The following is a 25,124-nucleotide window of genomic DNA, read 5'->3' on the forward strand; positions in this document are numbered from 1 at the left end:
GTCGGGTCAGGGTGAAGGGGCGGGCGTGGCGCTGGCCGGCTGGGCCATCCAGCGTTCCATCTTGCGATCCAGCACATCCAGCGGCATCGAGCCGTCCTTCAGCAGCTCGGCGTGGAAGCGACGCAGGTCGAAGGCGGAACCCTGGCGGACCTTGGCCTTGTCGCGCAGCGCCACGATGGTGGTCAGGCCGGCTACGTTGGACAGCGCCTGGCCGGGCTGGGCCATGATCCGCTCGACTTCGGCGTTGGCGTCATCGCTGCTCATGTCGACCGTCTTCTGCAGGTAGGCCACGGCCTGCTGCTTGCTCCAGCCCTGTGCATTCACGCCGGTATCGGCTACCACGCGCGCGGCACGCAGCAGGCGCGAGTACAGGTAGCCGATACGGTCGTAGGGATCGGTGTAGATGCCGAGGTCTTCGCCCAGCGTTTCCGCATACAGGCCCCAGCCTTCGACGAAGGCGAGATCGCCACCGAGGCGGCGGAAGCGCGGCAGCTTGGCCAGTTCCTGCTGCAGGCCCAGCTGCACGTGGTGGCCCGGGATCGCTTCATGCAGGTACTGCACCGGCACGTTCCAGCGCTTGCGGCTGGGCAGGTCACGGGTGTTGATGTACAGCACGCCTGGTTGTTCGCCTGGCGACGGCTGGTAGGCCGCGGCGGCAGCGGTCAGCGCACGCTCCGGTTCCACCGCACGCACTTCCAGCCCGGATCTGGGCAACGTATCCAGCACCTGCGGCAGGCGTGCGTTGACCTGCTGCTGCACCTGCCGGTAGCGGTTGATCAGCGCGTTGGCATCGCCATACTGGAACTGGCGGTCGTTGCGCATGCTGCGCAGCAGCTTGGTGGGGGTGCCACGCAGCTTGGCATCCTTCATCACCGTGGCGATCTGGGCCTGCAGCTCCTGCACGCGTTGTTCGCCCAGCGCATGCAGCTGCGCGGCGCTCTGGTCGCTGGCGGTGGTCTGCACGATCAGGTTGGCGTACCAGGCCTGGCCGTCGGGCAGCGCGCCCAGGCCACTGCTGGCACGCGTGGCCGGCAGGTACTCGGTGGCGATGAAGCCGCGCAGGGCGCGGTAGGCCGGCATGATGCGCAGCTCGATCATGCGCTTGTATTCGGCGCTGATGCGCGCCTTGTCCTCGGCCGCGATGGTGTTGGGCATGGTGCGGATCGGCGACCAGAAGATGCTCTCTTCGGCGGTCGGCTTGATCACCGCATCCAGCTGCGGCAACACCTTTTCCATCAGGTCGCGCGGCTGTACCACACCGGCCTTCATGCCCTGGCGCATGTTGTCGATGGCCTGGTCGAACAACTCGGGAATGCCCAGCGAACGGCGCGACCAGGTGTCGTAGTCCTGCACGGTGTTGAACGGCTGCGCGCCGGCACCGGCACCGAGGATCGCCATGATGCTGCCGATGTTGTAGTACTGGCTGATCGGCATCATCCAGCTCGGGTAGCGCTCGGCGGCCAGCGAGGCGCGTGCGTCGCGCACGAAGATCTCGTAGCTGAGCAGGTCCTGGCCCTGCAGGCCGTCACTGCCGAGTTTCTCGACCTTGCCCAGCCATTGCGTGGTGAAGTCGTGCGACTGCTGGCGCCAGGCGGCCGACAGGATGTTGGGCAGCTGGTCGTTGTAACGCGGCTCGCCCTGGAAGGTCGCCTGCAGCGGGTTCAACCGCATCGAGGCATCCCAGTATTCGTCGTACAGGCGCTCCAGCTGTACCTGCTTGGGTACGGCGCGCGCGGGGGCTACGGGACGCGGCGTGGCGCGGCGCGCCGAACTGCCGCGGGCCGGCGCGGTGGCGCGGGCGGGCTTGGCCTTGGGCTTGGCCGCCTGGCGGGTCTGCGCGGCGGCAGGGCGGCTGGCCTTCTTCTTCGCTGCTTCGGCCGACGGTACGGCACTGAACAGGAACAACGCGGCGATGGCGGCGGCCAGGACGCGGGTGGGATGCGGCATCAGGAGCTTCCGTGGAACACAGACCGTGGAGCTTGCACGATCCGGCCGCGTACGGCCAGCGTGAAGGCGCAGTCAGCTGGCGGTCGCTGGGGCTTCAGTCAGCCGCCGCAGCCGCGCGCAACGCGGCCGCGCGTTCAACGCCCAGATAACCGGTGATCGCACGTCGCATCAGGTACAGCAGGGGGATCAAGGCGATCGCAAAACCCATCTTGTAGATGTAATTGACGCTGCTGACGGCCAGGAACAGCGAGGTCGGCCAGTGCTGCGGGCCGAGCACGAAGGCGATCCAGATCACCACGAAGCTGTCCACCACCTGCGAGATCGCGGTCGAGCCGGTGGCGCGCAGCCACACATGGCGTTCGCCGGTGGCCTGGCGGATGCGATGGAACACCGCCACGTCGATCAGCTGGCCGAGCAGGAATGCCACCAGCGAACCGGCGATGGTCCACATGCCCTGGCCGAACACCGCAGCAAATGCGGCCTGGTAGTCCGGCACGCCGTAACCGTCCATCGACGTGACCCACCAGCTGGCCGGCGCCAGCGAAATGGCGGCAAAGGCGAACAGGAAGCCGTAGCTGATCAGCACCACCGCCAGCCACGAGATGAAGCGCACGCCGCGCTTGCCGAAGAACTCGTTGATGGTGTCGGTCATGATGAACACCACCGGCCACAGCAGGGTGCCGGCGGTGAAACTCAACGAGCCGGTCTGGCCGAACAGGTTCCAGTTCAGCGGATCGATCCCCAGCGTGTCTTCCAGGGCGAAGATCTTCACCCCGATCAGCTCGGCCAGCACCGCATTGCCGCAGAAGAACGCGGCCAGCACGATGAACAGCAGGACCGCGCGGTCCTGCAGCGGGCGCTCGATCGGCGCCGGGGTCATTCGGCGCGGTCGCCGGCGCGGGTGAAGGGCACGCTGGACGGTGCCACGGCGCCGCCGGAAATGATGAAGCTCATGGCCTGGTCGACGGTCCAGTCGGTGGGGGTCAGCAGCTCCACCGGCACGATTTCCAGATAGCCCGATGTCGGGTTCGGCGTGGTCGGCACGTACACCGCGGCCAGTTCACGGTCGGTGCCGTGTTCCTTGATCACGCGGGTAACCAGCCCGACCGACTTCATGTCACGGTGCGGGAAGTCGATCAGCACCACGCGCTGGGTGCTGCCCGGCTCGGTCTGCAGCATGTCCAGCAGCTTCTTGGCGCTGTCGTAGATGATGCTGGCCAGCGGAATGCGCTTGATGACCGCACCCACCCAGCGCAGCAGGCGCTGGCCGAGCACGCGGCGGCTGGCGACGCCCACCGCCAGGATCACCAGCAACGTGGCCAGCAGGGCGATGGTGTCCTGGATCCATTCGGCGCGGACCCAGCCGAGGTAGTGCGGGAAGCTGGTCGCGATCTGCTCGGACAGGGGCACCACCAGCGGGCTGGAAATGCCCGACAGCAGCACGAACACGAACTTGACCACGACCCAGGTCAGCCAGATCGGCAGCAGGGTCAGCAGGCCGGTCAGGAACAGGCGCTGCAGGGAGGGGCGGGGAACCAGGGCGGGGGCTTCGAGCGACATGTACGCATTGTAGCGGTCACTGCCGGTCGATTACGCTGGGGAATCGACTGCGGCAACGGCACATGGAAGGGAAGCTGTGTTGAAGATCCTGCGTGGGTTGGGTTGGACCCTGATGGGCCTGCTGGTGCTGGCCATTGTCGTGTGGTGTGCCTCGCGTATGTGGCCCATCCCCGAATCGCGGCTGCAGGCGCAGCAGCGGTTGGAGACCCGCCTGCCGGCACCCGGGCGCAATGGCTATGCGCAGTTGTGGACGCTCGCCGTTGACGGCCTGGATGCCCTACAGCGCGAGCAGGCGTTGGCTGAAGACGTGCGGCGCTGGGACGCCGAACCGCATGGCAATAACGTCACCCAGCCGCAGCATTCCAGCCGCCCTGACGCACTGCACCCGCGTGCGTCCGCCAGCTGCGGCCCGGCTGCCGGCGGCTGCCTGGCGCAGGTGCGCGCCGATCCGCAGCGGTTTGCCGAAGCCCACGCCGGCCATCATGCGCTGCATGCGCGCTTGGAGCAGTTGGCCGAGGCGGACAATTTCGTATCGCCGTTCCAGCCGAAGGGCGAGGGCATTCTGGTGCCCTTGCCGACCTATGGCCTGGTGGTGGACGCCACCAGCGCCCGCGCGCTGGCCTACATACAGGGCGATGTTGACGGCGCCCTGCGCGGCAGTTGCCTGGGGCTGCAGTTGGGACGCCGGTTGGTGCCCGGTGGCAGCTCTCTGGTCGAGAGCATCGTCGGGGCCAGCCTGGTCCAGGCCAATGCACAGCTGCTGGCCGACATGCTGGTCGAACTTCCAGCCGACCACCCGCTGCCAGCAGAATGCGCGCTGGCGATGCAGCCGATGCGGGCCGACGAGCAGAGCCTGTGCCGGGCCATGCAGGGTGAGTACGCAATGAGCCGGGCAGCGATCGAAACCTCGTCGAGGGAATTCGGCGGCGTGCTGGTCCTTGACCGCAGCAGTACCCTGGCACGCGTGGCCGGTAATCTCGGTTGGGCCTGCGGCGCGGCGGCAACGGCGGCACTGGAGGCGGATCGTCCGTTGCCGGTGTCGGCACCGCCACAGCGTGACTTCGGTTGCCTGTCGAACATCATGGGTTGCGTGCTGACGGATATCGCCGCACCGGCCTATCCCGCCTATTCGTCGCGCACCCAGGACGCCGCTGCGATGCTGCGATTGCTTGGGGCGCAGCGCTGGTTGCGGCAGCAGGCAGATGATCCGTCAGACGCGCTGCAGCGCCTGCCGGCGCAGTTCCGCTCGCCGGTGCGCGCGCCGCAGCTGTCGGCCGATGGCAGCCGCCTGCAGGTGCCACGCCGCTCGCCGTCGCGCAGTGCCGCCGAAAGCCCCTGGCTTTCGGTACCGCTGCAGGCATCGCCCGCCGCGGGGGCAACGGCGCGCGACTGATGCTCAGCGTGCGTGTGGCTTCAGCCGCAGGTAGACCTGCTTGCGCACCTGCGCGACCACTTCACCCTTTTCATCAACCACGTCGTTGCTGAACCAGCGCAGCACCTTCTCGCCGCTGGCCGCTTCGGCGCGCAGTTCGTCCAGCAGCGCGTCATCGATGCGGAACGAGGTGCGCACGGTGCCACGGCCGGGCTTGAGGAAATCGATCGCACCGGCACGGTCCCACACGTAGTAGTCGCGGCCGAGGATGTGCAGCAGGCCGAGCATCCAGAACGGGTCGGTCATCGCGAACAGGCTGCCGCCGAAGTGGGTGCCAACGTAGTTGCGGTTCCAGGGCCGCAGGCGCAGTTCGACATCGATCTGCCGGTAGTCCGGCGAGACCCGGGTAACCTGGATGCCGGTGAACAGGAACGGCGGCCAGAGATTGATGCCGAAGCGGAACAGGCGGGCGTTCATGCGGGTCCAGGGGCGCAGGGCGAGGCCTACAGTCTAACCATTCGCATGCGTATGTTGCACCGGCTGGAGGATCATCGCGATTCTGGCGTGACGGCAGCCGAGAGTAGAGTCGAGCTTGCTCGACTGCTTCCAGCGGGCCTCAATCGAACGAGTTCAGACAATGTCTGATCGCCATTTCGGGGTCTCCTGATAGGTATGGCCGTGAACCGCGGTCCATGCTGCCCGTATGCCCAGTCCAGCCTTGTTGCGCGGCCGATGCTCCACGGTCGGATGCTTCTACGTAGTCACCACTGTCACTGCCGGACGCCAACGCGTCTTTGCAGATCCGCGATGCGTGGATGCCTTGACTGATGAGCTTCGAGGCAGCGACTGCAAGGGGATCACGCGGTCATTGGCTTGGGTGGTGATGCCGGATCATCTGCACTGGGTTCTGCAGTTGCGCGAAGGTACGCTTGGCCGCTGCATGCCATCACTCAAGTCCAGGGTGGCGATCGCGGTCAACGCGCACTCCGGTGAAGGACGCCCGGTGTGGCAGCGGGGCTACTACGATCACCTGATCCGGAATGAGGAGGATGTCCGACAACAAGCGCTGTATGCCATGGCCAACCCTGTACGCGCGGGTCTGGCGTCAACCCTAGGGGAGTATCCATTCGCATGGTGTTGCTGGCCGCTCGAATGATGGGCGCGCAGTCGAGCAAGCTCGACTCTACAGGCAGAGCGCACGTGGTGCTTTACGCACCGTCGATCACAAACCCGTCGCGGCCATTGGCCTTGGCCTGGTACAGGGCGGTGTCGGCGCCTTCGACGAAATGATGCGGTTGCAGTTCTCCGTCCGGCACGCGGGTAAACACACCGATGGTGAGGGTGACCCGGTCGCCGCCGCCATCACCCGGGGACGGCAGTGCCCGCACGCAGGCGATCAGGTCGTCGATGACCAGGCGCGCACCTTCGGCCGGTGTATCCGGCAGCACCAGCGCGAATTCGTCGCCGCCATAGCGCGCGGCCATGTCGCGCGGGCGCCGCGCATGCGCGCCGATCAGGCGGGCGACATCGCGCAGCACGCGATCACCCACCTGGTGGCCATGGAGGTCGTTGTGGCGCTTGAAATGGTCCACGTCGATCAACGCCAGGCTCAGCGGCTTGCCACTGCGTCGTGCGGCGTCGCATTCCTGCTGCAATGACTGCTCGAAGCGCAGGCGATTGCCTAGGCCGGTCAGCGCATCGCGGTTGGCCTGGCGGTGCCAGGCCGAGATCCGCCAGATCGCCCAGGCCAGAAGCACCAATAGAATGCCCAGCATCGCGGTGGCCGGCGCCCACCACAGATCGCTGCTTCGCAGCAGTACCCAGCTCAGAAATGGGGCCGCCGGCAACGACGCCAGCGCCGCAAGCCAGGGCAGGCGCAGGCCGAGCAGGAGAACGCACAGTGCGACCAGCACCGCGCTGATGGCCTGTTGCCATGCCGAGGGCAGTACATCGATCTGCTTGTGCTGCAACAGCATCGAGGCGATGTTGGCCTGGTACTCGCTGCCGCTCATCCAGAATTCGCGGGTGGTCGGTGTCAGCAGGCGCGGCGCGATGCCGCTGGCGGTCATGCCGACCACGATGCGGCGGCCCTGCAGCATCGCCATGTCGACGTGGCCGTCGAGTACATCGGCGTAGGAAACCTGCGGCAGTCGCTCCGGCGGGCCGGCGTAGCGCACGCGCACATAGTCGTCGCGTCGCCACTGATAGGGCGAGCCGACTCCGGGGTCGGGGTCGGGCAGGCCGTGCACGGCGCCCGCCGGCAGGCCGGCCAATGCCAGGCCCAGCGCCGGCCAATGTGGCTGGCCGATGCCCGCGTGCAGGTAGATACCACGGGCGACGCCGTCGCCATCCACTTCGACATCGGTGTGGCCGATGGCTGCGGCACTGGCCGCGATCTGCGGGATCGGCAGCATTTCCTCGGCCATGCGGTCACCGGCCGCGGGCGCGGCCAGTACCGGCAGCACCACCCGGCCGTTACGGCGGATGGCGGCCGCCAGCGCGTCGTCCTGGCGGCTGTCGCGCCGATCCGGTTCGGACAGCATCAGGTCCAGGGCGACGCGCTCGGCACCGGCATCAGTCAACCGGTCCAGCAGGCGCGCGTGTATCGAGCGCGGCCAGGGCCATTGGCCGATGCGTTGCAGACTACCCTCGTCGATGGCCACGATCAGCACGCTGGGGTCGGGGCGGTAGTCCCAGCCACCGACCAGCGCGTCGTAGGCGGTCTCGTCCTGTCGCCACAGCCATTGGCCCTGGCTGGCCAGCACGGTCAGCACACCGGCCAGCAGGGCCAGTGCGATCCGCTTGCTCCACGGCAGTGGCGAACGCCTCACAACAGCAACCAGAGCAGCACGGCACCACCACCTGCGCCGTAGCACAGGCGGCACGCCAGCTTGATCCGCTGGGCGGGAGAAAACTCGCCGGCATGGCCGTCATCGTCGATGTACTGCACGCGCACATGCAGGGTGCCGCTCCACGGTCGCTTGAAACTGACCTGCGGCTCGGCCACGGTTTCGTCGACCATCGGTGCCTTGAAATCGCCATGGCGATCGACCTGCACCCGGTAGCGCTGGCCTTCGCTGCCGGCCTGCCAGCGCAGGGTCAGTTCACCATGCGCCGCTTCCGGCGGTTGCAGTGCCGGGTCGACCGGTTCATTGCTCAGCTGCAGTGGCAGTGCCTGGCCGTAGCGGCCCTGGTGGCCATTGCCATCACGCGACGCGACGCGCCAGAAGTACTGGCCCGGCGGCAGTGGCTGCGCCAGGCGCAGGTCGGTGCCATGGGTCGCCTGTTCCTGCAGTGGCTGCTGGAACGTGGGATCGGAGGCGATCTGCAGCACGCTGCTGCGCGCGCCGGGGGCCTGGCTCCAGCGGAAGCGCGGGCGGTCGCTGTTGATCGTCTGCGCGTGCAGCGGCGACACGGTCAGCGGCGGCGGTGGCTGGTCACTGAGTTCGAAGTCGGCGCTGGCGTCCAGGCCCTCCACGCCCTGTGCATCGACGGCGCGCAGCAGGATGCGCAGCTGGCCGGGCGGCAGGTCGCCGATCGCCAGGCGCGTATCGGTGGTGGTGGCGGCGAACAGCAGGATTTCCGGGGTGGCCGACTGCACCACTTCAACGCGGTAATGCTCGGCACCCGCGACGGGCTCCCAGGCGAGCAGCGTCGGCAGCGGCGCCAGGCGCAGTTCGTCGTTGCGCAGCCTCGGTGCCGGCAGCAGCGGGGAGACCGCGTCTGGTGCGGCGTCGGCGCTGCCGCTGAGCGTGGCCTGGCCCGGCCGGACCAGGCGCTGTCCGTGCGGATTGCCGACCTGCACCTTGCCCTGCAGGACCTCGGTCGCACCGACCTGGCCGTCGTCGCCGGCGCTGACCCGGAACACGGTGCCGCGTACGCTGCTGGTCGCGGTGGGCGCATCGATGATGTAGCGCGATGCCGGGCCGCGGGCGGGCGTGACCCGGTTGCTGGCGCGTCCCTGCTGCAGGCGCAGGCGGGTATCGACCATGCCGGTGTGGCCATAGCGGCTGAGCTGGTCCAGGCGCAGCCGCGAGTACTCGCGCAGCTGCAGGCGCGAGGCGTCAGCGAACTCGAGGGTGACGCTGGATTCGCCTTCGGTCTGCACGGTGTCGCCGATACGCAGCTGCTCGCCCGCCAGGATCGCGCGGGTAGCACTGCCATCGGCACCGGACAGCTCGACCTTGCCGCGAACCGACAGCACGCGGGCCGGGGCAGGCTCGGTGCGCAGCCAGCTGATCGGGAAGCGCAGCAGCTGGCCGGGCGGCAACCGGTAGGGATTGTCGATGCGGTTGTGCTGCTGCAGCTGTTGCCAGCGTACTGAGGGCTTCAGGTACACGCCGCCCAGATCCCACAGGGTATCGCCGGGACGGACCCGGTAATTCCAGTCCTGGGCGCCGGCCACGCCCGGCAGCAGCAGGAAGAGGGCACACAGCATGGCGCACTGGAAGCGCTTGGCGAACGACAGCGAGCGGACGAAGGTCACGGTTTGCAATCCCGGCAATGCGGGGGTGCAGCTGCAAGACCCCATGGCCCCGACCTCATCCCCCCGAACGGATCGTGGCGGCCGAACGGCCGCCATCTCGCGCATTATTGCCCGCGTTCAGTGCAGGGATTCTGAACGAAGGGGGCTCCCGTTCAGAACAGCAGAGAGGCCATCCTGCGGCGGTACTGGCCAACGAGGTCCTCGTCGGAGATCACATTGAAGGCGTCGATCAGAGCCTTGCGTGGCAACCCTTCCTCGAAGGTGCGATCGATCCGCAGCATTTCCAGGAACTGTGCCAGTGCGGCCTCATCGTGGCCGCCAAGCAGCAGCTGCACACCCCGCAGGTGACGCGCCTTGAGGTCGTTGCCGTCGGCGGCAATGCGCGCCTCCAGCACTTCGGCTGCGGGGGCGTCCTTCAGCGCGGCCGCAAAGGACAGGCGGGCACGGGCACGAACGGCGCGGTCGTCGGTGGCGAGGTTGGCGGGCAGACCGTCGATCAGCGTGCCGGCTTCATCCACGCCGCCGATCTGCAGCAGGGCCAGGGCCAGGTCGAGCTTGAGCTCATCCTTGTCCGGCTCGGCGGCGATCTGCGCGCGCAACACGTCCACCTGCGCCTGCGGATCCAGTGGCGCTTCGTCCTCGGCGGCGGCATCGCCGATGTCGGCGGGCACGATGCCGTGCTGGGCCAGGAACTCGCGCAGCTGGCCTTCCGGAATCGCGCCGGGGAAGCCGTCCACCAGCTGGCCACCCTTGACCAGGAACACGGTCGGTACCGAACGGATCTGGAACGCCGCCGCGATCTGCTGTTCCTTGTCGACATCGACCTTGGCCAGCTCGAAGGCGCCGTTGTATTCGGCCGCCAGCTTTTCCAGCATCGGGCCAAGGGTCTTGCACGGCCCGCACCAGGTGGCCCAGAAATCGACCAGCACCGGCGTCTGCAGCGACTTCTGCAGGACTTCGGCCTCGAAGGTCGCGGTGGTAGCGTCGAATACGTAGGTCGTCTCGGTCATGGGGGAGGCATCGTTTGGCATCTGGAGACCGATTCTATGGTGACGATCGATGTCAGACTCAACCCTTGATGGCGTCCTGAACCGTGGCCATTCCCGGCAGGAGAGGGCAGGCGCGGGGGCTGCCCTCGATGCGCCGGCCGTTACTTCAGCTGATCGCAGCGGACGTGATGCACGATCCAGCGCCCGCTCTTCAGTGGCAACGTCGTTTCGGAGATGCGGGCCTGATACAGCTCAGCTGCAGTGCGGGCGTCGGGCGCCTTGATGGTGGGGCCCCCGAAGAAGTTGCTGCTCGGCGGTGCCGTGGCGCTGGGTGCGCCGATCCAGGCCGAGCACTGGAACTCGCCGGCGTGGGCCGTGGTGGCCAGGCCCAGGCTGAGCGCGCCGGCGGCGAGGATGCGATGGATCATGGGAGGTCTCCCTGCATGGCGGAACTGCCACGCCCCGAGCATTGCGCGCGGCATGCCGGCGCGGATATCGAACGATTCTGAAATGTGCCGCCGCTTGGCGCCCTGCATCGTTACCGCGACAATGGCCGGTCTTCCGCTTCTGGTGAATCCGCGCGATGTCCGTGCTCCGGCGTGATCGTTGGTGGGGGCTGCTTGCTGCAGCCATCTTCGTCCTGGCCGTGGTGGGCTTCGGCGCGGCGCTGGACGGCTACGCGCAGGCGCGCCACCCGGTGGCCCTGCTGGGCGCACGGGGCGTGCCGCATGCGCTGGGGTTCAATCTGCTGGGCTTCGTGCTGCCCGGCGTGCTGGCCGCGGTGGTCGCCGAGTGCCTGCGCCGCCGCCTTCCGGCCACGGCCGGCTGGGCGCCGCGGGTGGGCAGCCAGATGCTGCTGCTGGCCGGCCTGGCCTTTGCGGCGATGGGGCTGCTGCCGCTGGACGTGGATGACCTGCATGGACCGGCCAGCCAACTGCACGCCAGCGCCTGGATGGTCTGGGGGCTGGGATTCGTTGCCGGCACCCTGCTGCTGGGCATCTCCTACCTGCGCCAAGGTCTTGGCAAGGCCCTCGGCGGGGTGGCGGTCACCTGCGCCGTACTGGCGGCAGTGGCGGCCTTTGCCCTGCAGGGCGTGCTGCCGGCACCGCTGGCGCAACGCGTGGCTTTCGCCTGCTGGGCGGTCTGGCTGGCCCTGGCCCTGCCTCTGTCGCGGCCTCGCTGAGACGCTCTCCGCGCACGGGCGGCGCCTGCACGCGGCAGGCAGGATTGGAGACGTTTGCCGCACTGCGGTACGCTGTACCGCTTTGCCGCCGCATCCGCGTGTTCCATGACCAGCGCTGAAACCAACGCCTACGACCCGCAGCAGGTTGAATCCGCCGCCCAGCAGTACTGGGACGCCACCCGTGCCTTCGAGGTCGACGAGACTTCGGACAAGCCGAAGTACTACTGCCTGTCGATGCTCCCGTACCCGTCCGGTGCGCTGCACATGGGGCACGTGCGCAACTACACCATCGGTGACGTGATCAGCCGCTACAAGCGCATGACCGGTCACAACGTGCTGCAGCCGATGGGCTGGGATGCGTTCGGCCTGCCGGCGGAAAATGCCGCGATCAAGAACAAGACCGCGCCGGCGGCGTGGACCTACAAGAACATCGATCACATGCGCAGCCAGCTGCAGTCGCTGGGCTATGCCATCGACTGGTCGCGCGAGTTCGCCACCTGCCGTCCGGACTATTACGTCCACGAACAGCGCATGTTCACCCGGCTGATGCGCAAGGGCCTGGCCTACCGTCGCAACGCGGTGGTGAACTGGGACCCGGTCGACCAGACCGTGCTGGCCAACGAGCAGGTGATCGACGGCCGCGGCTGGCGTTCCGGCGCCCTGGTCGAGAAGCGCGAGATCCCGCAGTGGTTCCTGCGTATCACCGACTACGCCCAGGAGCTGCTGGACGGCCTGGACGAGCTGGACGGCTGGCCGGAATCGGTCAAGACCATGCAGCGCAACTGGATTGGCCGTTCCGAGGGCCTGGAGATCCAGTTCGACGTGCGTGACGTGGACGGCGGTGTGCTGGATCCGCTGCGCGTGTTCACCACCCGCCCGGACACCGTGATGGGCGTGACCTTCGTGTCGATCGCCGCCGAGCACCCGCTGGCGCTGCACGCGGCGAAGAACAACCCGGAACTGGCGGCGATGCTGGCCGACCTGAAGCAGGGCGGCGTGTCCGAGGCTGAACTGGAAACCCAGGAAAAGCGCGGCATGGACACCGGCCTGCGCGCCCTGCACCCGGTCACCGGTGAGCAGGTGCCGGTCTGGGTCGCCAACTTCGTGCTGATGGGCTATGGCACCGGTGCGGTGATGGCCGTCCCGGGCCATGACCAGCGCGACAATGAAGTGGCCAACAAGTACGGGCTGCCGATCAAGCAGGTGATCGCGCTGAAGGATGCGCGCACCGAAGAAGAGCGCAGCTGGGACGGCAGCCGCTGGCAGGACTGGTACAGCGACAAGAGCCGGCAGACCGAACTGGTCAACTCGGCCGAATTCGACGGTCTGGACTTCCAGGGCGCCTTCGAAGCCCTGGCCGAACGATTCGAGCGCAAGGCCCAGGGCCAGCGCCGCGTCAACTATCGCCTGCGCGACTGGGGCGTGAGCCGCCAGCGCTACTGGGGCTGCCCGATTCCGGTGATCTACTGCGCCAAGTGCGGTGCAGTGCCGGTGCCGGAAGAGCAGCTGCCGGTGGTGCTGCCGGAGGACGTGGCGTTCTCGGGCACCGGTTCGCCGATCAAGACCGACCCGGAATGGCGCAAGACCACCTGCCCGGAGTGCGGCGGTGCGGCCGAGCGCGAGACCGATACCTTCGACACCTTCATGGAGTCGAGCTGGTACTACGCCCGCTACACCTCGCCGGGTGCGCGTGATGCCGTCGACAAGCGCGGCAACTACTGGCTGCCGGTCGACCAGTACATCGGCGGCATCGAGCACGCGATCCTGCACCTGATGTATTTCCGCTTCTATCACAAGCTGCTGCGCGACGCGCGGATGGTCGACAGCAACGAGCCGGCGCGCAATCTGCTGTGCCAGGGCATGGTGATCGCCGAGACGTATTACCGCCCGAACCCGGACGGCTCGAAGGACTGGATCAACCCGGCCGACGTGGAAGTGCAGCGCGATGAGCGCGGCCGCATCACCGGTGCCACCCTGATCGCCGACGGCCAGCCGGTGGTGGTCGGTGGCACCGAGAAGATGTCCAAGTCGAAGAACAACGGCGTGGACCCGCAGGCGATGGTCGGCAAGTATGGCGCCGACACCGTGCGCCTGTTCTCGATGTTCGCCGCGCCGCCGGAGCAGTCGCTGGAGTGGAACGAAGCCGGCGTGGATGGCATGGCCCGCTTCCTGCGCCGCCTGTGGGCCCAGGTGCAGAAGCACGCTGCCGACGGTGCCGCCCCGGCGCTGGACGCGGCCGCGCTGGATGCCAGCCAGAAGGCGCTGCGCCGCAAGACCCATGAAACCATCGGCAAGGTCGGTGATGACTATGGCCGCCGCCACAGCTTCAACACCGCCATTGCCGCGGTGATGGAGCTGATGAACGCGCTGGCCAAGTTCGAGGACGGCAGCGGGCAGGGCCGTGCGGTGCGCCAGGAAGCGCTGCAGGCCATCGTGCTGCTGCTGAACCCGATCACCCCGCACGCCAGCCATGCCCTGTGGCAGGTGCTGGGCCACGGCGAGACGCTGCTGGAAGACCAGCCGTTCCCGCAGGCCGACGCCGGCGCGCTGGTGCGCGATGCGCTGACTCTGGCCGTGCAGGTCAACGGCAAGCTGCGTGGCACCATCGAGGTGGCGGCCGATGCCGCGCGCGAGCAGGTTGAAGCGCTGGCCCTGGCCGAGCCGAACGCGGCCAAGTTCCTGGAAGGCCTGACGGTGCGCAAGATCATCATCGTTCCGGGCAAGATCGTGAATATCGTCGCCGCCTGATGTACCCCGCACCGGCCACCTGCGTGGTGGCCGGTGCCTTTCCGGTGCCGGGCCATGCACTTGATGGCCCTGCATTCACGCGGCTTCGGGCAGGCTGTGTGTTGCCGTGATCGCCCGGCTCCGCCAGACTGTCTACATGACCCGAATCCTGCTTGCCCTCGTTCTTGCCCTCGGCCTTGCCGGCTGCGGTTTCCATCTGCGCAACAAGCTGATGCTGCCGACCGACACCGCGCCGGTGAAGGTAGTCTCCACCGCGCCGTACAGCGAACTGGTCAAGCTGCTCAACCGCAGCCTGCTGGCCTCGGGTGCCAAGCTGGCCGAGGAGGACAGCAAGCAGCCCAGCACCCAGCTGCAGGTGCTGTCCGAGCGCTGGGGCGACCTGCCGATCGCCATCGATTCGCAGGGTCGTGCGCAGGAGTACAGCCTGCGCTACGCGGTGATCTTCATCTTCCGTCGCGAGGACGGCAGCGAGCTGGTGCCGCAGCAGGTGATCGAACTGTCGCGTGACTACGTGTCGCCGCCGACCGACGCCACCGGTACCACCACCGAGCGCGAGATCCTGGCCGACGAGCTGCGCCGGGAAATGTCCGCATCGATCATCCGCCGCATCGACAGCGTGGTCCGCGCCGAGCTTGAAAAGGGTGGCAGCCTGTCGGCACCGAAGGCCAAGCCCGTTGAAGGCGCGGTGCCGGCCGAGCCGGTTCCCGCAGCCAAGCACTGAGCGGCGAAGGAAGATGGAACTGCGTCCGGAGCAGCTGGCCAGCCAGGGCGCTGATGTTGCACTGGCGCCGGTCTATCTGATTGCCGGCCCGGAGACGCTGCGCGTGCTGGAGGCGGCCGACGCCATCCGTGCGCGTGCACGCGGCGCCGGCATCGGCGAGCGCGAAGTGTTCGACGCCGATGGCCGCGATTTCGACTGGAACCAGCTTGACGCCAGTTTCAATGCGCCCAGCCTGTTCAGCGCCCGTCGCCTGGTCGAGGTGCGCCTGCCCAGCGGCAAGCCGGGCAAGGACGGCGCCGAGGTGATCAGCCAGTTCTGCGCCAACCCGGCGCCGGACGTGGTGCTGATGATCACCGCCAACGAATGGAGCAAGGCCCACCAGGGCAAGTGGGCCGAGGCGGTCAACCGCATCGGCGTGCTGTCGGTGGCCTGGGCGATCAAGCCGCACGAGCTGCCGGACTGGATCGAGCGCCGCCTGCGGGGCAAGGGCCTGCGGGCCGACCCGGCCGCCGTGCAGCGACTGGCCGAGCGGGTGGAAGGCAACCTGCTGGCCGCTGCCCAGGAGATCGACAAGCTGGCATTGCTGGCCGATGGCCAGCCGCTGGACGTGGAACGGATGGAATCGCTGGTGGCCGATGCCGCCCGCTACGACGTGTTCCGGCTGCTGGAGGCGACGTTCTCCGGCCAGCCGCCGGCGGTGCTGCGCATGCTGGCCGGGCTGCGCGGTGAAGGCGAAGCAGTGGCCGCACTGATGCCGATGGTGATCCGCGAGCTGCTGGCCGGTGCCGGCCTGGCCCGGGTGCAGGCGCGGGGCGGCAACCTGGCCGCCGAAATGAAGTCGCGTGGCATCTGGGAGTCGCGCCAGGCGCCCTACAAGCGCGCGTTGCAGCGCCACCCGGAAGGCAAGCGCTGGGAGCGCTTCGTGGCCGAAGCCGGGCTGGTCGACCGCATCGCCAAGGGGCGGGCCGACGGTGATGCCTGGCTGGCGCTGGAACGCCTGCTGGTGGCCGTGGCCGAACCGCGTGCCGTGCGCCTGCTGGCGCGGGCCTGAGCGATGAGCCTGCGGATCTATTACGGGGGCACCTTCGATCCGGTGCACCTCGGGCATCTGGCGATCGCGCGTGCCGCCCGCGATGAACTGCAGGTGGCGGTGCGCATGCTGCCGGCGGCCGACCCGCCGCATCGCGCAGTACCCGGTGCGACCGCCGAGCAGCGCTGCACCATGCTGTCGCTGGCCATCGGCGACGAGCCCGGCCTGCTGCTGGACCGCCGCGAGCTGGACCGTGCGGCGCGTTTCCCGGGTCGCCCGTCCTATACCGTCGACACCCTGCGTGAACTGCGTGGTGAACTGGGCCCGAGCCGGCCGCTGGCCTGGCTGGTCGGCGCCGACAGCCTGCTGGGCCTGCCCCGCTGGCACGAATGGGAGACCCTGTTCGGGCTGGCCCATTTCGTGGTGGCTGAACGGCCGGGCAGCCCGCTGCAGGCCTCGGTTGACGGCGCGCTGGGCCGTGCCCTGGAAGGGCGCTGGGCCGACAACGAACAGGCGCTGTTCGCCAGCCCGACGGGCCGCATCCTGCGCCTGCACCACCCGCTGCGTGACGAATCAGCCAGCGCAGTGCGCTCGCAGATCGCCTCCGGCGGTCCCTGGCGTGCGCTGTTGCCGCCCGCCGTGGCCGACTACGTTGCCGTCCACGGGCTGTACCGCCCCTCCACGCCGTGAATGCCGCAGCTGCGGCTTGCCCGTATAATCGCCCCCACGTTTATCGAGTCGATCCACTTTGAGCAACCAGACCCAGCCCCAGACCATCAAGGTCGATCTGCCCAGCCCGCCGCCGTCCGTGCCGGAACTGCTGGCCAGCGTCCGCCAAGCCACCGAAGACCTGAAGGCCAAGGACCTGGTCGAGATCGACGTGCGCGGCCGGTCCAGCGTTGCCGATTACATGATCGTCGTTTCGGGTACTTCGACCCGCCACGTCAAGTCGATTGCCGACGAAGTCGTGCGTTTCGCCAAGAACATCGACGTGATGCCGCTGGGCGTGGAAGGCGAGCGCGAAGCCGAGTGGGTGCTGGTTGATCTGGGCGACGTCATCGTCCACGTGATGCTGCCGCGCGTGCGCGAGTTCTACGCGCTTGAGCGCCTGTGGACGGTTGGCGACCAGCCGCCGCCCAGCGACGACGAAGTGGCCTGAGCCACGCAGTGCTGCACCCTTCGACGGCGCCGATGGCGCCGTCGACGTTTTGGAGATGCCATAGATGAAAGCGCGCCTGATCGCCACCGGTGAACGCGCACCCAGCTGGGTCGCGCAGGGGTTCGCCGAGTACCAGAAGCGGCTGTCGCACTGGCTGCCGTTCGAGCTGGTGGAAATCGAGCCCGGTCTGCGTGGCAAGGGCCGCGATCCGCGCCGCGCCACCGAAGACGAAGGCAAGCGGGTGATCGCTGCATTGCCGAAGAATGCGTACGTGGTCGCGCTCGACGTGCCGGGTCGCCAGCTCAGTTCCGAGCAGCTGGCGCAGCGCCTGGAACATTGGCGTGGGCAGGGCAGGGACCTGGCCTTCCTGATCGGCGGCCCGGAAGGGCATTCGCCTGAAGTCTCGGCATTGGCCGATGAGAAGTGGTCGATCGGGCCACTGACGCTGCCGCACATGCTGGTGCGGCTGGTGGTGGCCGAGCAGCTGTACCGTGCTGCGGCGATGATTGCCAATCACCCCTACCATCGCGCGTGAAGAGTGGTTATACTAGTCGTCTGCCCGAATAGCTCAGCCGGTTAGAGCACTTGACTGTTAATCAGGGGGTCGTTGGTTCGAGTCCAACTTCGGGCGCCACCTTGAAGAGACCTGCATCGCAAGATGCAGGTCTTTTTTTTTTTGTGCCGGGTAGAGTCGAGCTTGCTCGACTGTTCCGTTGATCGGCTAGGACAGTCGAGCAAGCTCGACTCTACAATGCAGCGTCATCGACCAAGGATGTTGATCGTGCGCGCACTCCTGTTGCTGGGCTCGCTGCTGTTTGTAGTGTTGCCGTTCGCCTCGGCGAAAGCTGAATCTCCCACCTGGCACCCGCCGCAGGGCGCCACGGAACTGCCGTTGTGGCCGGATGGCAAGGCTGCGGTGCCGCCGAAACTGAAGGGACCCGAGCAGCTCAGCGAGGCGATCTCCGAAGCCAGTGGCGAACGCTGGATGATGCTGCAGAACGTGGCAGTGCCGACCCTCACCGTGTTTCCGCCGAGGGAGCCAGGCAACGGTACTGCAGTGATGGTGGTGCCGGGCGGTGGTTACCGCGTGCTTGCGATGGATCTGGAAGGCAGCGAGATCTGCCAATGGCTGACCACGCAGGGCATCACCTGTGCGTTGCTCAAGTATCGCGTGCCGGCGTCGGGACCGAGCTGGGACCGCGACTGCAACTGCCGCGACAACCCATCGGTGCCGATGGCGCTGCAGGATGCGCAGCGTGCGATGGGAATGCTGCGTGCGCAGGCCGCGCGCTGGAAGATCGACCCGAAACGCATCGGCGTGATCGGCTTTTCCGCGGGTGGCCATGTGGTGGCTGGACTGAGCACGCATGCGCGGCGCAGCTACACGCCGATCGATGCGGCGGATGCACAGCCGAGCCGGCCCGATTTCGCGATGGTCATGTATTCCGGGCACCTGTGGGCAGGGCACGGCAAGGGACTGTCGCTGGTCAAGGACATCGTCGTGGATGACAAGGTGCCGCCAACGTTCATCGCACAGGCCACCGATGACCGTACCGATGACGTACGCGAATCACTGGCCTACTACCGTGCCTTGATCGATGCCGGCGTGCCGGTGGAAATGCACCTGTTCGCACGCGGCGGCCATGCGTTCGGCCTGCGCAGGCAGGATGCACCGGTCGCGGCATGGTTTCGCCTGGCCGAGCGCTGGATGCAGGACATCGGCATGCTGGAGGAGCGCCCGTTGTAGGGCCGAGCCCATGCTCGGCTCTACAGCGTCAGCTGGCCTTTCGAGAACGCGACCAGCGTGGCGATCGCCACCAGCAGAATCGCGCCGAACAGCACCCACTCCCAACGCGTGAACACCCGCTCACCGTGCTGGCGTCGGGCCAGCGCGAACAACACCACGCCGGGTACGTACAGCAGCACCGACAGCAGCAGGTTGTCGAGGCCGCCGGCATACACCAGCCACAGCGCATAGGCACTGGCCAGCAGTGCGACACCGAAGTCGCGCCAGCGCACACCCGGCTCGCCTGCGTAGGCGTGCCCGCGCCAGGCCAGCTGCACGCCGAATGCGGTGGACAGGAAGTAGGGCACCAGGCTCATCGATGCGGCCAGCAGCACCAGCCCGGTGTAGCTGCCTGCATTGACCAGCACCAGCAGCAGGAACAGCTGGATCAGGCCGTTGCTCAACCAGAGCGCGTTGGCGGGCACGCCGCGTGCGTTCTCGCGGCCCAGGAACGCCGGCATGGTGCCGTCGCCCGCTGCGGCATACAGCACTTCGGCACACAGCAATACCCAGGCCAGCAGCGCACCGAGTACGGACATGATCGAACCGATGATGATCACCGTGGCACCCCACTCGCCGACGATGGCACGCAGCACGTAGGCCATCGAGGGATTGGGCAGCCCGGCCAGCTCGGCCTGCGACAGCACGCCCATCGACAGCAGGCTGACCAGTACCAGCAGCAGCCAGACACCGAGGAAGCCGATCACCGTGGCACGGCCGACGTCGGCGCGACGGGCGGCACGCCGCGAGTAGATGCTGGCGCCCTCGATGCCGATGAACACCCACACGGTGACCAGCATCATGCCGCGCAGCTGCTGGCCGAGGTCGCCGAGTGCAGGCGTACCGAGAAAATCCGCGCGGAACACATCCAGACGGAACGCGCCTGCCGCGAGCACCAGGAACAGCGCGATCGGCAGCAGTTTGGCCACCGTCACCAGGCCGTTGACGATGGCCGCGGTGCGCAGGCCACGCAGCACCAGCAGATGCACGGTCCACAGCAGCACGGACGACGCGGCGACCGCGGCCGGCGTGTTGCCTTCACCGAAGACCGGCATGAAGTGGCCGAGGCCACTGAAGATGAGCACGAAGAAGCTGGCGTTGCCAAGCACCGACGCGACCCAGTAGCCCCATGCGGCGGAAAACCCGATGTAGTTGCCGAAGCCCTCGCGTGCATACGCGTAGATGCCGGTATCCAGGTCCGGCCGGCGGTTGGCCAGCGCCTGGAACACGAAGGCCAGCATCAGCATGCCGGCGCCACTCACCGCCCAGCCGATCAGTGCGGCGGCCGGCCCGGCGCTGCGCGCGACGTTCTGTGGCAATGAGAAGATGCCGGCGCCGACCATCGAGCCGACCACCAGGGCGGTCAACGCGGGCAGGCCCAGCCGTTGCGATATCGCGGCCATGGAGATCCCCTGCGGCAGTGATGCCGCTTGGACACGGTAGCCGCGTGGCCGTGAACACGCCTGCAAGGGCCAGGAAGACGAAGGCCCGGGCAGATGCCCGGGCCTTCGAAGGCGGTGCGTTGAACGGTATTACTTGAAGGTGTACTTGGCGCCGACGGTGAAGTAGCGGCCAACGGCTCCGCTGAAATGCATCGGGTTGTAGTTCACAGCGCCATAGGTGACCGGATCCAGCGGAGCAATGCGGTCAAACAGGTTCTGCACCGAAGCATTGAGTTCGAACGCTTCGGTGATGTTCCAGCGACCAGACAGATCGAAGGTGGTGAAGGAAGAGATCTTCTTGACCGGCGTGCCGTCGGCATAGCTGAACAGATAATTGTCGTCGCCACGTTCGCCGACGTTGTCCAGCTTGGAGATGTAGTTGGCTACGCCGCTGACGCTCCATGGGCCCTGGCGCCAGGTGGTACCGAAGTTGACCTTGTCCTTCGGCGTGCCGATGCAGTTTGTCACGTCGCAGTTGCCGTGCGTTCCCAGGTAGTCGGAGGTGACCCCGCCACTGGTGCGCTCGAACTTCAGCATGTGGCTCCACTGCAGATCCATCTCCAGCTGGCCCGGACCGATTTCGAACGTCTGGCGGATATCGGTGTCGATGCCGCGTACGCGCGAGGATGCGGCATTCACATACTGGGTGTTGACGGCCAGGATGCTGCCGGTGCCCGGGATGCCGTTGATCAGGTCCGTATCGCGCACCACATCGCCGGCACGGATCGCATCGGAGGTGTCGCTGGGGGTGATCTCATTGGTACGTTTGATTTCCCACGCATCCACTGTCAGCGAGGTGGTGCGGGTCGGCTGCAGCACCACACCCACCGAGTAGCTCTTGGACTTTTCCGGCTTCAGGTCCGGGTTCGGCGTGGTGATGATCGCCACCGAACGCGCATCGCAGTTGGCCGGCGTATTCTCGGCCGCACAGCGCACCGGGTCCTTGGCATTGGAGAAGGCGGCCAGACCGCCGCGGCCGTTCTCGGCCGGGTTGGGAGCGCGGAAACCTTCGGCATAGCTGGCGCGCAGCGCGATCCAGTCGGCCGGGGTCCATTTGATGCCCAGCTTCGGCGTAGCCTTGCCGTCGCCACCGTCGTACTTGTCGTAGCGCACCGCGCCGGACAGCTCCAGGCTCTCCAGTACCGGTGCAGACAGTTCAACGTAGCCCGCATACACGTTCTGGGTGCCGTCGTAGGCCGAATAGCCCAGGCCGATGATGTCACCCTGGTCGGTGTAGGTCTGGGGAGTCAGGCTGTTGCCGGTCCGGCGCCACTCGGTACCCATTGCCAGGCCGAGCGGGCCACCCTTGAGGTCCATCAGGCTGCGCGAAACCGTGAAGTCGAACATGTCCAGGCTGGACTTGGCGGTGGCATTGATGGTCGGCGAGATGAAGTTGTACAGCGCCTGCGAATTCTTGCCGGCGTCCTCACCGATGCGCCACACGCCGCCGGCGCAGTTGGCATCGCCCAGCGCACAACGCACGGCGCTGTAGCGCAGGAAGCCGTTGCGCTTGCTGGTCAGGTCAGTGCCCGAATGCAGGAAGGCGGTGTCGTAGCTCCAGTCACCCCAATTGCCCTTGACGCCCACCAGGAAGCGGTTGAACTCGTTGGTGTTCTCGGTCACGCGCGGGCCGACGTCCCAGGCGGAGTAGCGCACGCGCACCGGCGTGCCCGGGGTGGGATTGTCGGGATGGTTCGGGCCCAGCATGGTTGCGCCCGGACCACTGTTGGCGTTGACGGTGTGGCCCGGGTAGCCCCAGCCACCGGAAACACTGGAGGGCGTATTGCTGAACGTGGTTTCCTTCTTCGAATAGCCGATCTCGGTGTAGATCTCGCCGCCCTCGCCAAAGGCGAAGCTGGCGCGGCCGAACACGTTCACGTACTTCTCTTCCGGCGAGATATCACGGTATTGCTGGTTCGGATCCCACAGGCAGCCCTGCTTGGCGATGCTGTCCGCCGTCTGGCCACCGATGGTGGTCAGGCCCTGGCAGCCCGGCAGCGGAACCAGCAGACCCGCGGTGTTGTAGTAGGAGCCGTTGGGGCCGACGCCACCACTCGCACCCTTGTTGGTGTACGCGCCACCGAGGAACTGGGCGTTGGTGCCGTAGCCCCACTGGCGGGTGTCGCCGGTGCCTATCCACTTGCGGTTCTTGCGGTCACCGATCTTGATCGCATCGCTCTTGCCGACATCCAGGCTGAAGAACGCGTTCCAGCCGTCGGTGGCGAGGTCGCCGGTACCGGCGGTCAGGGTCGCCTTCTTCTGGTCGCCGTCGCCGTCGCCGGAGGTGCCGTAGGAGCCACGCAGGATGGCACCGGTGAAGTCGCTGCGCAGGATGATGTTGACCACGCCGGCGATGGCATCGGAGCCGTAGATCGCCGAGGCGCCGTCCTTCAGCACTTCGACGCGCTCAACCGCATCGAGCGGGATGGTGCTCAGGTCGGTGAAGACCTTCTGGCCGTCGTCGGCCAGGCCGTAGGTGGCCATGCGGCGGCCGTTCAACAGCACCAGCGTCGAACCGGCACCGAGGCCGCGCAGCGAGATGCCCGCGCCACCGCCAGCGAAGCCGCTGCCGAAGGACTTGGGAATCGAGCCGGCGCCGTCGGCGGTCAGGGTCTGCAGGTACTCCGACAGCGAGGTCTTGCCGGTGCGGTCGATTTCCTGGCGGGTCACCACCTGCACCGGCGACGGTGTTTCGGTGTTGGTGCGCGGAATGTTCGAACCGGTGACCGTGATGCGGTCCAGGTTGGTGGCCTTTTCCTGCGCGAAGGCGGAAGTGGACGCCACGGCGCCAACCAGCAGCAGGGTGCCGCCGGCAAGGATATGGGTGATGGACGATGCCAGGGTGGTGCGGCGGCTGGCGGGCCGTTGGATCAGGTGTTTCACAGCTTCTCTCCTAACTGGAAAACCGTAGCGTTGAGGGCTGTCTCCGGTACTGTCCGGGACGGATCAATCTAGGTTTCCGACAGGTGACGAAGTAGTGAAATTTTGCTTAATTCGTAACGCCTGACTGCGGGCTTTGCCGAGTCTGTCCTTTCGCATGTGAAGGCCGGCCCGGAAGGTCGCCGGGCCGGCCCTGGAAGCTTCAGTCCGGCAGCGAGAACTGCACCGGTACCAGGCCGATGGCCGGTACCGCTACTCCGTCACGCTGTGCAGGTTCAAAGCGCCAACGCTTGAGCACCTGCTGGCGGGCGGCCTGGTCCAGGCTGCGTGAGCCACTGCTGCGCTCGATGCTGACCACGACCGGTTGACCATTGCTGTCGACCTCCACCCGCAGCAGCACCGTGCCCTGCTCGTGGTTGCGCAGCGCCGGTAGCGGATAGGCCGGCGGCGGTGCGCTGCGGTACTGCAGCTGGGCACCGGCCAACGGTGTCGAACGGTCGATGCTCGGGGCCGACTGCACCGGTGTCGATTCGGCGGCAGGCGTGATGATGCCCTGTGCCTCCTCCAGCGTGGCGGTCGGCGTTGGCAACGGCGTTGTTTCCTTCGGCACGCTCTGCTGCTTCGGCACGACGTCCACGTGCTGTGGCTCCACGTACTTGGGCGGAGGCGGCAGCGGCTTGGGCAGTTCCTTCGGAATCAGCCGCACCGTGGTGGTGTCGCGCGGCAGCGTGGTGATGGCCTGATAGGTGGCCGGAATCAGCAGCAACAGAAAGGCCAGCAGATGCAGGGCGATGGCCGCGCTCCAGGCGGCAACGCGGGCGGGGTCGAAGTGCGGGGATGCTACGGGATACGTACGAACCATGGTCCACCTCCATGCCAGTGACGAAGTCCTCAACGCACCAGGGCCCGTGGCGGGGTTGCCGCACGTGGCTGGCAGTCCATCAGTAGCGCGGCATGGCAGCCACTGCCTAGAGGCATGGGCGTGATCGTTGTGCTGGCCTTCAGCCAGTCCCGGCAGCGGGCATGAAAAAAGGCGGGCCCCGTTCGGGACCCGCCTGGTTCGGCACGGGCGGCGGCGATCAGCGACCCAGTTCGAACACCACGTCCAGATTGACCGACACGGTGGATTCACCCGGCGCAACCGGGGTGGCCTTGTCCATCGCCGCCCCGGCGGCCATGGCACGCATCATCGGCATCGGGCGGTAACCGCCACCGGCGTTCTCGGAGATGCTGACGATGCGGCGCACCTGCAGGCCCAGCGACTTCGCATAGGTCTGCGCACGCGCCTGCGCTTTCTTCAGCGCCGCCAGGCGGGCTTCGTCATACACCGGTTCGGGCTGGTCGATCTCGAAGCTGGGGCCGTTGATCTGGTTGGCGCCCTGCGCCGCCAGCGCGTCCAGCACCTTGCCGAGCTTGGCGATGTCGCGCACCTTCAGGCTGACCGTGTTGCTTGCCTGGTAGCCGGTGATCTTCGGTGCTTCGTTGTCGGCATAGCGGTACTGCGGGTTGAGGCTGACACCGCTGGTCTGCACGTCGCGCTCGGCAATGCCGGCGGCCTTGATCGCGGCCAGCACCTTGTCCATCTGCTGGGCGTTCTGGCGCATGGCGCTGTTGCCATCGGCGGCCTGGGTGACCACGCCGGCCGACAGGGTGGCCACGTCCGGTACGCGGGTGGCTTCGGCGTTGGCCGAGATGTTCAGCAGGGTGCCTTCAGCCGGGGCGGCGATCGACGGCGACGGCGGGGCAGCATGGGCGGTCATCGAGGTTCCAAGGGCGAGGGACAGGGCGAGCAGCAGCGGGGTGGCGGTCAGGCGCATGGAG

22 protein-coding genes and 1 tRNA gene are annotated in these 25,124 nt (G+C 67.3%); 11 read left to right on the forward strand and 12 right to left on the reverse strand.

Annotated features, from left to right (window positions below; translation table 11 throughout):
- Nucleotides 1-6 precede the first annotated feature (6 nt).
- The 3 genes from SSKA14_RS08320 to SSKA14_RS08330 all read right to left on the reverse strand — a co-directional run bounded on the left by SSKA14_RS08320 (nt 7) and on the right by SSKA14_RS08330 (nt 3,507).
- Entirely contained in the window at nt 7-1,947 is a 1,941-nt protein-coding gene (locus SSKA14_RS08320) for a DUF885 family protein (RefSeq protein ID WP_008265142.1), read from the reverse strand.
- A gap of 94 nt (nt 1,948-2,041) precedes the next feature.
- Nucleotides 2,042-2,827, reverse strand: a complete 786-nt coding sequence (locus tag SSKA14_RS08325) for a queuosine precursor transporter (RefSeq protein ID WP_008268802.1) — start codon at nt 2,825-2,827, stop codon at nt 2,042-2,044.
- Nucleotides 2,824-3,507 (reverse strand): DUF502 domain-containing protein, encoded by a 684-nt coding sequence (locus SSKA14_RS08330; RefSeq protein ID WP_008266500.1) that lies wholly within the window; start codon nt 3,505-3,507, stop codon nt 2,824-2,826. Before SSKA14_RS08330 ends, SSKA14_RS08325 begins: the two co-directional genes overlap by 4 nt.
- Nucleotides 3,508-3,583: 76 nt before the next feature.
- Between SSKA14_RS08330 and SSKA14_RS08335 the strand changes: the two genes are divergently transcribed.
- Nucleotides 3,584-4,900, forward strand: coding sequence for a hypothetical protein (locus SSKA14_RS08335; protein ID WP_008264998.1), 1,317 nt, complete (start codon nt 3,584-3,586; stop codon nt 4,898-4,900).
- Nucleotides 4,901-4,903: 3 nt separating this feature from the next.
- Here SSKA14_RS08335 and SSKA14_RS08340 read toward each other — a convergent pair whose 3' ends face one another.
- Complete coding sequence (locus tag SSKA14_RS08340) at nt 4,904-5,356, reverse strand: DUF4442 domain-containing protein (RefSeq protein ID WP_008267656.1); 453 nt, start codon at nt 5,354-5,356, stop codon at nt 4,904-4,906.
- A 226-nt stretch (nt 5,357-5,582) separates the two neighbouring features.
- Here SSKA14_RS08340 and SSKA14_RS23325 point away from each other — a divergent pair, with 226 nt between their 5' ends.
- Nucleotides 5,583-6,035 carry a transposase gene (locus SSKA14_RS23325; protein WP_083797324.1) on the forward strand — a complete coding sequence of 151 codons (453 nt, stop codon included), beginning with the start codon at nt 5,583-5,585 and terminating at the stop codon, nt 6,033-6,035.
- 52 nt (nt 6,036-6,087) lie between these two features.
- Here the strand turns inward: SSKA14_RS23325 and SSKA14_RS08345 are convergent, their stop codons facing one another.
- From SSKA14_RS08345 to SSKA14_RS08360, 4 genes are all read right to left on the reverse strand, one after another.
- The gene (locus SSKA14_RS08345) at nt 6,088-7,710 is read right to left on the reverse strand and encodes a CHASE2 domain-containing protein (RefSeq protein ID WP_008265943.1); all 1,623 of its coding nucleotides are present in this window, start codon (nt 7,708-7,710) and stop codon (nt 6,088-6,090) included.
- Nucleotides 7,707-9,410 carry a FecR domain-containing protein gene (locus tag SSKA14_RS08350; RefSeq protein ID WP_040007315.1) on the reverse strand — a complete coding sequence of 568 codons (1,704 nt, stop codon included), beginning with the start codon at nt 9,408-9,410 and terminating at the stop codon, nt 7,707-7,709. Before SSKA14_RS08350 ends, SSKA14_RS08345 begins: the two co-directional genes overlap by 4 nt.
- A 107-nt stretch (nt 9,411-9,517) precedes the next feature.
- On the reverse strand, nt 9,518-10,375 hold the full coding sequence (gene trxA, locus SSKA14_RS08355; RefSeq protein ID WP_008266873.1) for a thioredoxin: 858 nt from the start codon (nt 10,373-10,375) through the stop codon (nt 9,518-9,520).
- 140 nt (nt 10,376-10,515) lie between these two features.
- Nucleotides 10,516-10,782 (reverse strand): hypothetical protein, encoded by a 267-nt coding sequence (locus SSKA14_RS08360; RefSeq protein ID WP_008266779.1) that lies wholly within the window; start codon nt 10,780-10,782, stop codon nt 10,516-10,518.
- Between the two features lie 155 nt (nt 10,783-10,937).
- On the opposite strand from SSKA14_RS08360, the gene SSKA14_RS08365 reads away from it, so the two are divergent.
- The 9 genes from SSKA14_RS08365 (at nt 10,938) to SSKA14_RS08405 (ending at nt 18,942) form a co-directional block, all read left to right on the forward strand.
- On the forward strand, nt 10,938-11,537 hold the full coding sequence (locus SSKA14_RS08365) for a DUF998 domain-containing protein (protein WP_008264741.1): 600 nt from the start codon (nt 10,938-10,940) through the stop codon (nt 11,535-11,537).
- Nucleotides 11,538-11,642: 105 nt separating this feature from the next.
- Entirely contained in the window at nt 11,643-14,285 is a 2,643-nt protein-coding gene (leuS, locus tag SSKA14_RS08370) for a leucine--tRNA ligase (protein WP_008268353.1), read from the forward strand.
- 136 nt (nt 14,286-14,421) lie between these two features.
- Nucleotides 14,422-15,006 carry an LPS assembly lipoprotein LptE gene (gene lptE / locus SSKA14_RS08375; RefSeq protein WP_008264874.1) on the forward strand — a complete coding sequence of 195 codons (585 nt, stop codon included), beginning with the start codon at nt 14,422-14,424 and terminating at the stop codon, nt 15,004-15,006.
- A 13-nt stretch (nt 15,007-15,019) separates the two neighbouring features.
- Nucleotides 15,020-16,057 (forward strand): DNA polymerase III subunit delta, encoded by a 1,038-nt coding sequence (gene holA, locus SSKA14_RS08380; protein WP_008266587.1) that lies wholly within the window; start codon nt 15,020-15,022, stop codon nt 16,055-16,057.
- Between the two features lie 3 nt (nt 16,058-16,060).
- The gene (nadD, locus tag SSKA14_RS08385) at nt 16,061-16,726 is read left to right on the forward strand and encodes a nicotinate-nucleotide adenylyltransferase (protein ID WP_008265928.1); all 666 of its coding nucleotides are present in this window, start codon (nt 16,061-16,063) and stop codon (nt 16,724-16,726) included.
- 58 nt (nt 16,727-16,784) lie between these two features.
- A complete protein-coding gene (rsfS, locus tag SSKA14_RS08390) occupies nt 16,785-17,195 on the forward strand; it encodes a ribosome silencing factor (protein WP_008265938.1) in 411 nt (136 codons plus the stop codon).
- A gap of 64 nt (nt 17,196-17,259) precedes the next feature.
- A complete protein-coding gene (rlmH, locus tag SSKA14_RS08395; RefSeq protein WP_005418108.1) occupies nt 17,260-17,730 on the forward strand; it encodes a 23S rRNA (pseudouridine(1915)-N(3))-methyltransferase RlmH in 471 nt (156 codons plus the stop codon).
- Between the two features lie 22 nt (nt 17,731-17,752).
- Nucleotides 17,753-17,829, forward strand: a tRNA-Asn gene (locus tag SSKA14_RS08400).
- A gap of 138 nt (nt 17,830-17,967) precedes the next feature.
- On the forward strand, nt 17,968-18,942 hold the full coding sequence (locus tag SSKA14_RS08405) for an alpha/beta hydrolase (protein WP_008266198.1): 975 nt from the start codon (nt 17,968-17,970) through the stop codon (nt 18,940-18,942).
- Between the two features lie 20 nt (nt 18,943-18,962).
- Here the strand turns inward: SSKA14_RS08405 and SSKA14_RS08410 are convergent, their stop codons facing one another.
- From SSKA14_RS08410 to SSKA14_RS08425, 4 genes are all read right to left on the reverse strand, one after another.
- On the reverse strand, nt 18,963-20,384 hold the full coding sequence (locus SSKA14_RS08410) for a basic amino acid/polyamine antiporter (protein ID WP_008267863.1): 1,422 nt from the start codon (nt 20,382-20,384) through the stop codon (nt 18,963-18,965).
- A 129-nt stretch (nt 20,385-20,513) separates the two neighbouring features.
- Nucleotides 20,514-23,306 (reverse strand): TonB-dependent receptor, encoded by a 2,793-nt coding sequence (locus tag SSKA14_RS08415; RefSeq protein WP_008267533.1) that lies wholly within the window; start codon nt 23,304-23,306, stop codon nt 20,514-20,516.
- Between the two features lie 199 nt (nt 23,307-23,505).
- A complete protein-coding gene (locus tag SSKA14_RS08420) occupies nt 23,506-24,165 on the reverse strand; it encodes an energy transducer TonB (protein WP_008268361.1) in 660 nt (219 codons plus the stop codon).
- Nucleotides 24,166-24,382: 217 nt separating this feature from the next.
- Nucleotides 24,383-25,120, reverse strand: coding sequence for an SIMPL domain-containing protein (locus SSKA14_RS08425; protein WP_006460407.1), 738 nt, complete (start codon nt 25,118-25,120; stop codon nt 24,383-24,385).
- Nucleotides 25,121-25,124: the final 4 nt, after the last annotated feature.

The organism is Stenotrophomonas sp. SKA14, assembly GCF_000158575.1.
Taxonomy (GTDB): Bacteria; Pseudomonadota; Gammaproteobacteria; order Xanthomonadales; family Xanthomonadaceae; genus Stenotrophomonas; species Stenotrophomonas forensis.

What these genes read in the sequence shown, in the direction of transcription:
- SSKA14_RS08320 (WP_008265142.1), bottom strand. Translation starts at nt 1,947, where the DNA reads ATGCCGCATCCCACCCGCGTCCTGGCCGCCGCCATCGCCGCGTTGTTC.
- SSKA14_RS08325 (WP_008268802.1), bottom strand. Translation starts at nt 2,827, where the DNA reads ATGACCCCGGCGCCGATCGAGCGCCCGCTGCAGGACCGCGCGGTCCTG.
- SSKA14_RS08330 (WP_008266500.1), bottom strand. Translation starts at nt 3,507, where the DNA reads ATGTCGCTCGAAGCCCCCGCCCTGGTTCCCCGCCCCTCCCTGCAGCGC.
- SSKA14_RS08340 (WP_008267656.1), bottom strand. Translation starts at nt 5,356, where the DNA reads ATGAACGCCCGCCTGTTCCGCTTCGGCATCAATCTCTGGCCGCCGTTC.
- SSKA14_RS23325 (WP_083797324.1), top strand. Translation starts at nt 5,583, where the DNA reads ATGCCCAGTCCAGCCTTGTTGCGCGGCCGATGCTCCACGGTCGGATGC.
- SSKA14_RS08350 (WP_040007315.1), bottom strand. Translation starts at nt 9,410, where the DNA reads ATGGGGTCTTGCAGCTGCACCCCCGCATTGCCGGGATTGCAAACCGTG.
- trxA (WP_008266873.1), bottom strand. Translation starts at nt 10,375, where the DNA reads ATGACCGAGACGACCTACGTATTCGACGCTACCACCGCGACCTTCGAG.
- SSKA14_RS08360 (WP_008266779.1), bottom strand. Translation starts at nt 10,782, where the DNA reads ATGATCCATCGCATCCTCGCCGCCGGCGCGCTCAGCCTGGGCCTGGCC.
- SSKA14_RS08365 (WP_008264741.1), top strand. Translation starts at nt 10,938, where the DNA reads ATGTCCGTGCTCCGGCGTGATCGTTGGTGGGGGCTGCTTGCTGCAGCC.
- leuS (WP_008268353.1), top strand. Translation starts at nt 11,643, where the DNA reads ATGACCAGCGCTGAAACCAACGCCTACGACCCGCAGCAGGTTGAATCC.
- lptE (WP_008264874.1), top strand. Translation starts at nt 14,422, where the DNA reads ATGACCCGAATCCTGCTTGCCCTCGTTCTTGCCCTCGGCCTTGCCGGC.
- holA (WP_008266587.1), top strand. Translation starts at nt 15,020, where the DNA reads ATGGAACTGCGTCCGGAGCAGCTGGCCAGCCAGGGCGCTGATGTTGCA.
- nadD (WP_008265928.1), top strand. Translation starts at nt 16,061, where the DNA reads ATGAGCCTGCGGATCTATTACGGGGGCACCTTCGATCCGGTGCACCTC.
- rlmH (WP_005418108.1), top strand. Translation starts at nt 17,260, where the DNA reads ATGAAAGCGCGCCTGATCGCCACCGGTGAACGCGCACCCAGCTGGGTC.
- SSKA14_RS08405 (WP_008266198.1), top strand. Translation starts at nt 17,968, where the DNA reads ATGTTGATCGTGCGCGCACTCCTGTTGCTGGGCTCGCTGCTGTTTGTA.
- SSKA14_RS08410 (WP_008267863.1), bottom strand. Translation starts at nt 20,384, where the DNA reads ATGGCCGCGATATCGCAACGGCTGGGCCTGCCCGCGTTGACCGCCCTG.
- SSKA14_RS08420 (WP_008268361.1), bottom strand. Translation starts at nt 24,165, where the DNA reads ATGGTTCGTACGTATCCCGTAGCATCCCCGCACTTCGACCCCGCCCGC.
- SSKA14_RS08425 (WP_006460407.1), bottom strand. Translation starts at nt 25,120, where the DNA reads ATGCGCCTGACCGCCACCCCGCTGCTGCTCGCCCTGTCCCTCGCCCTT.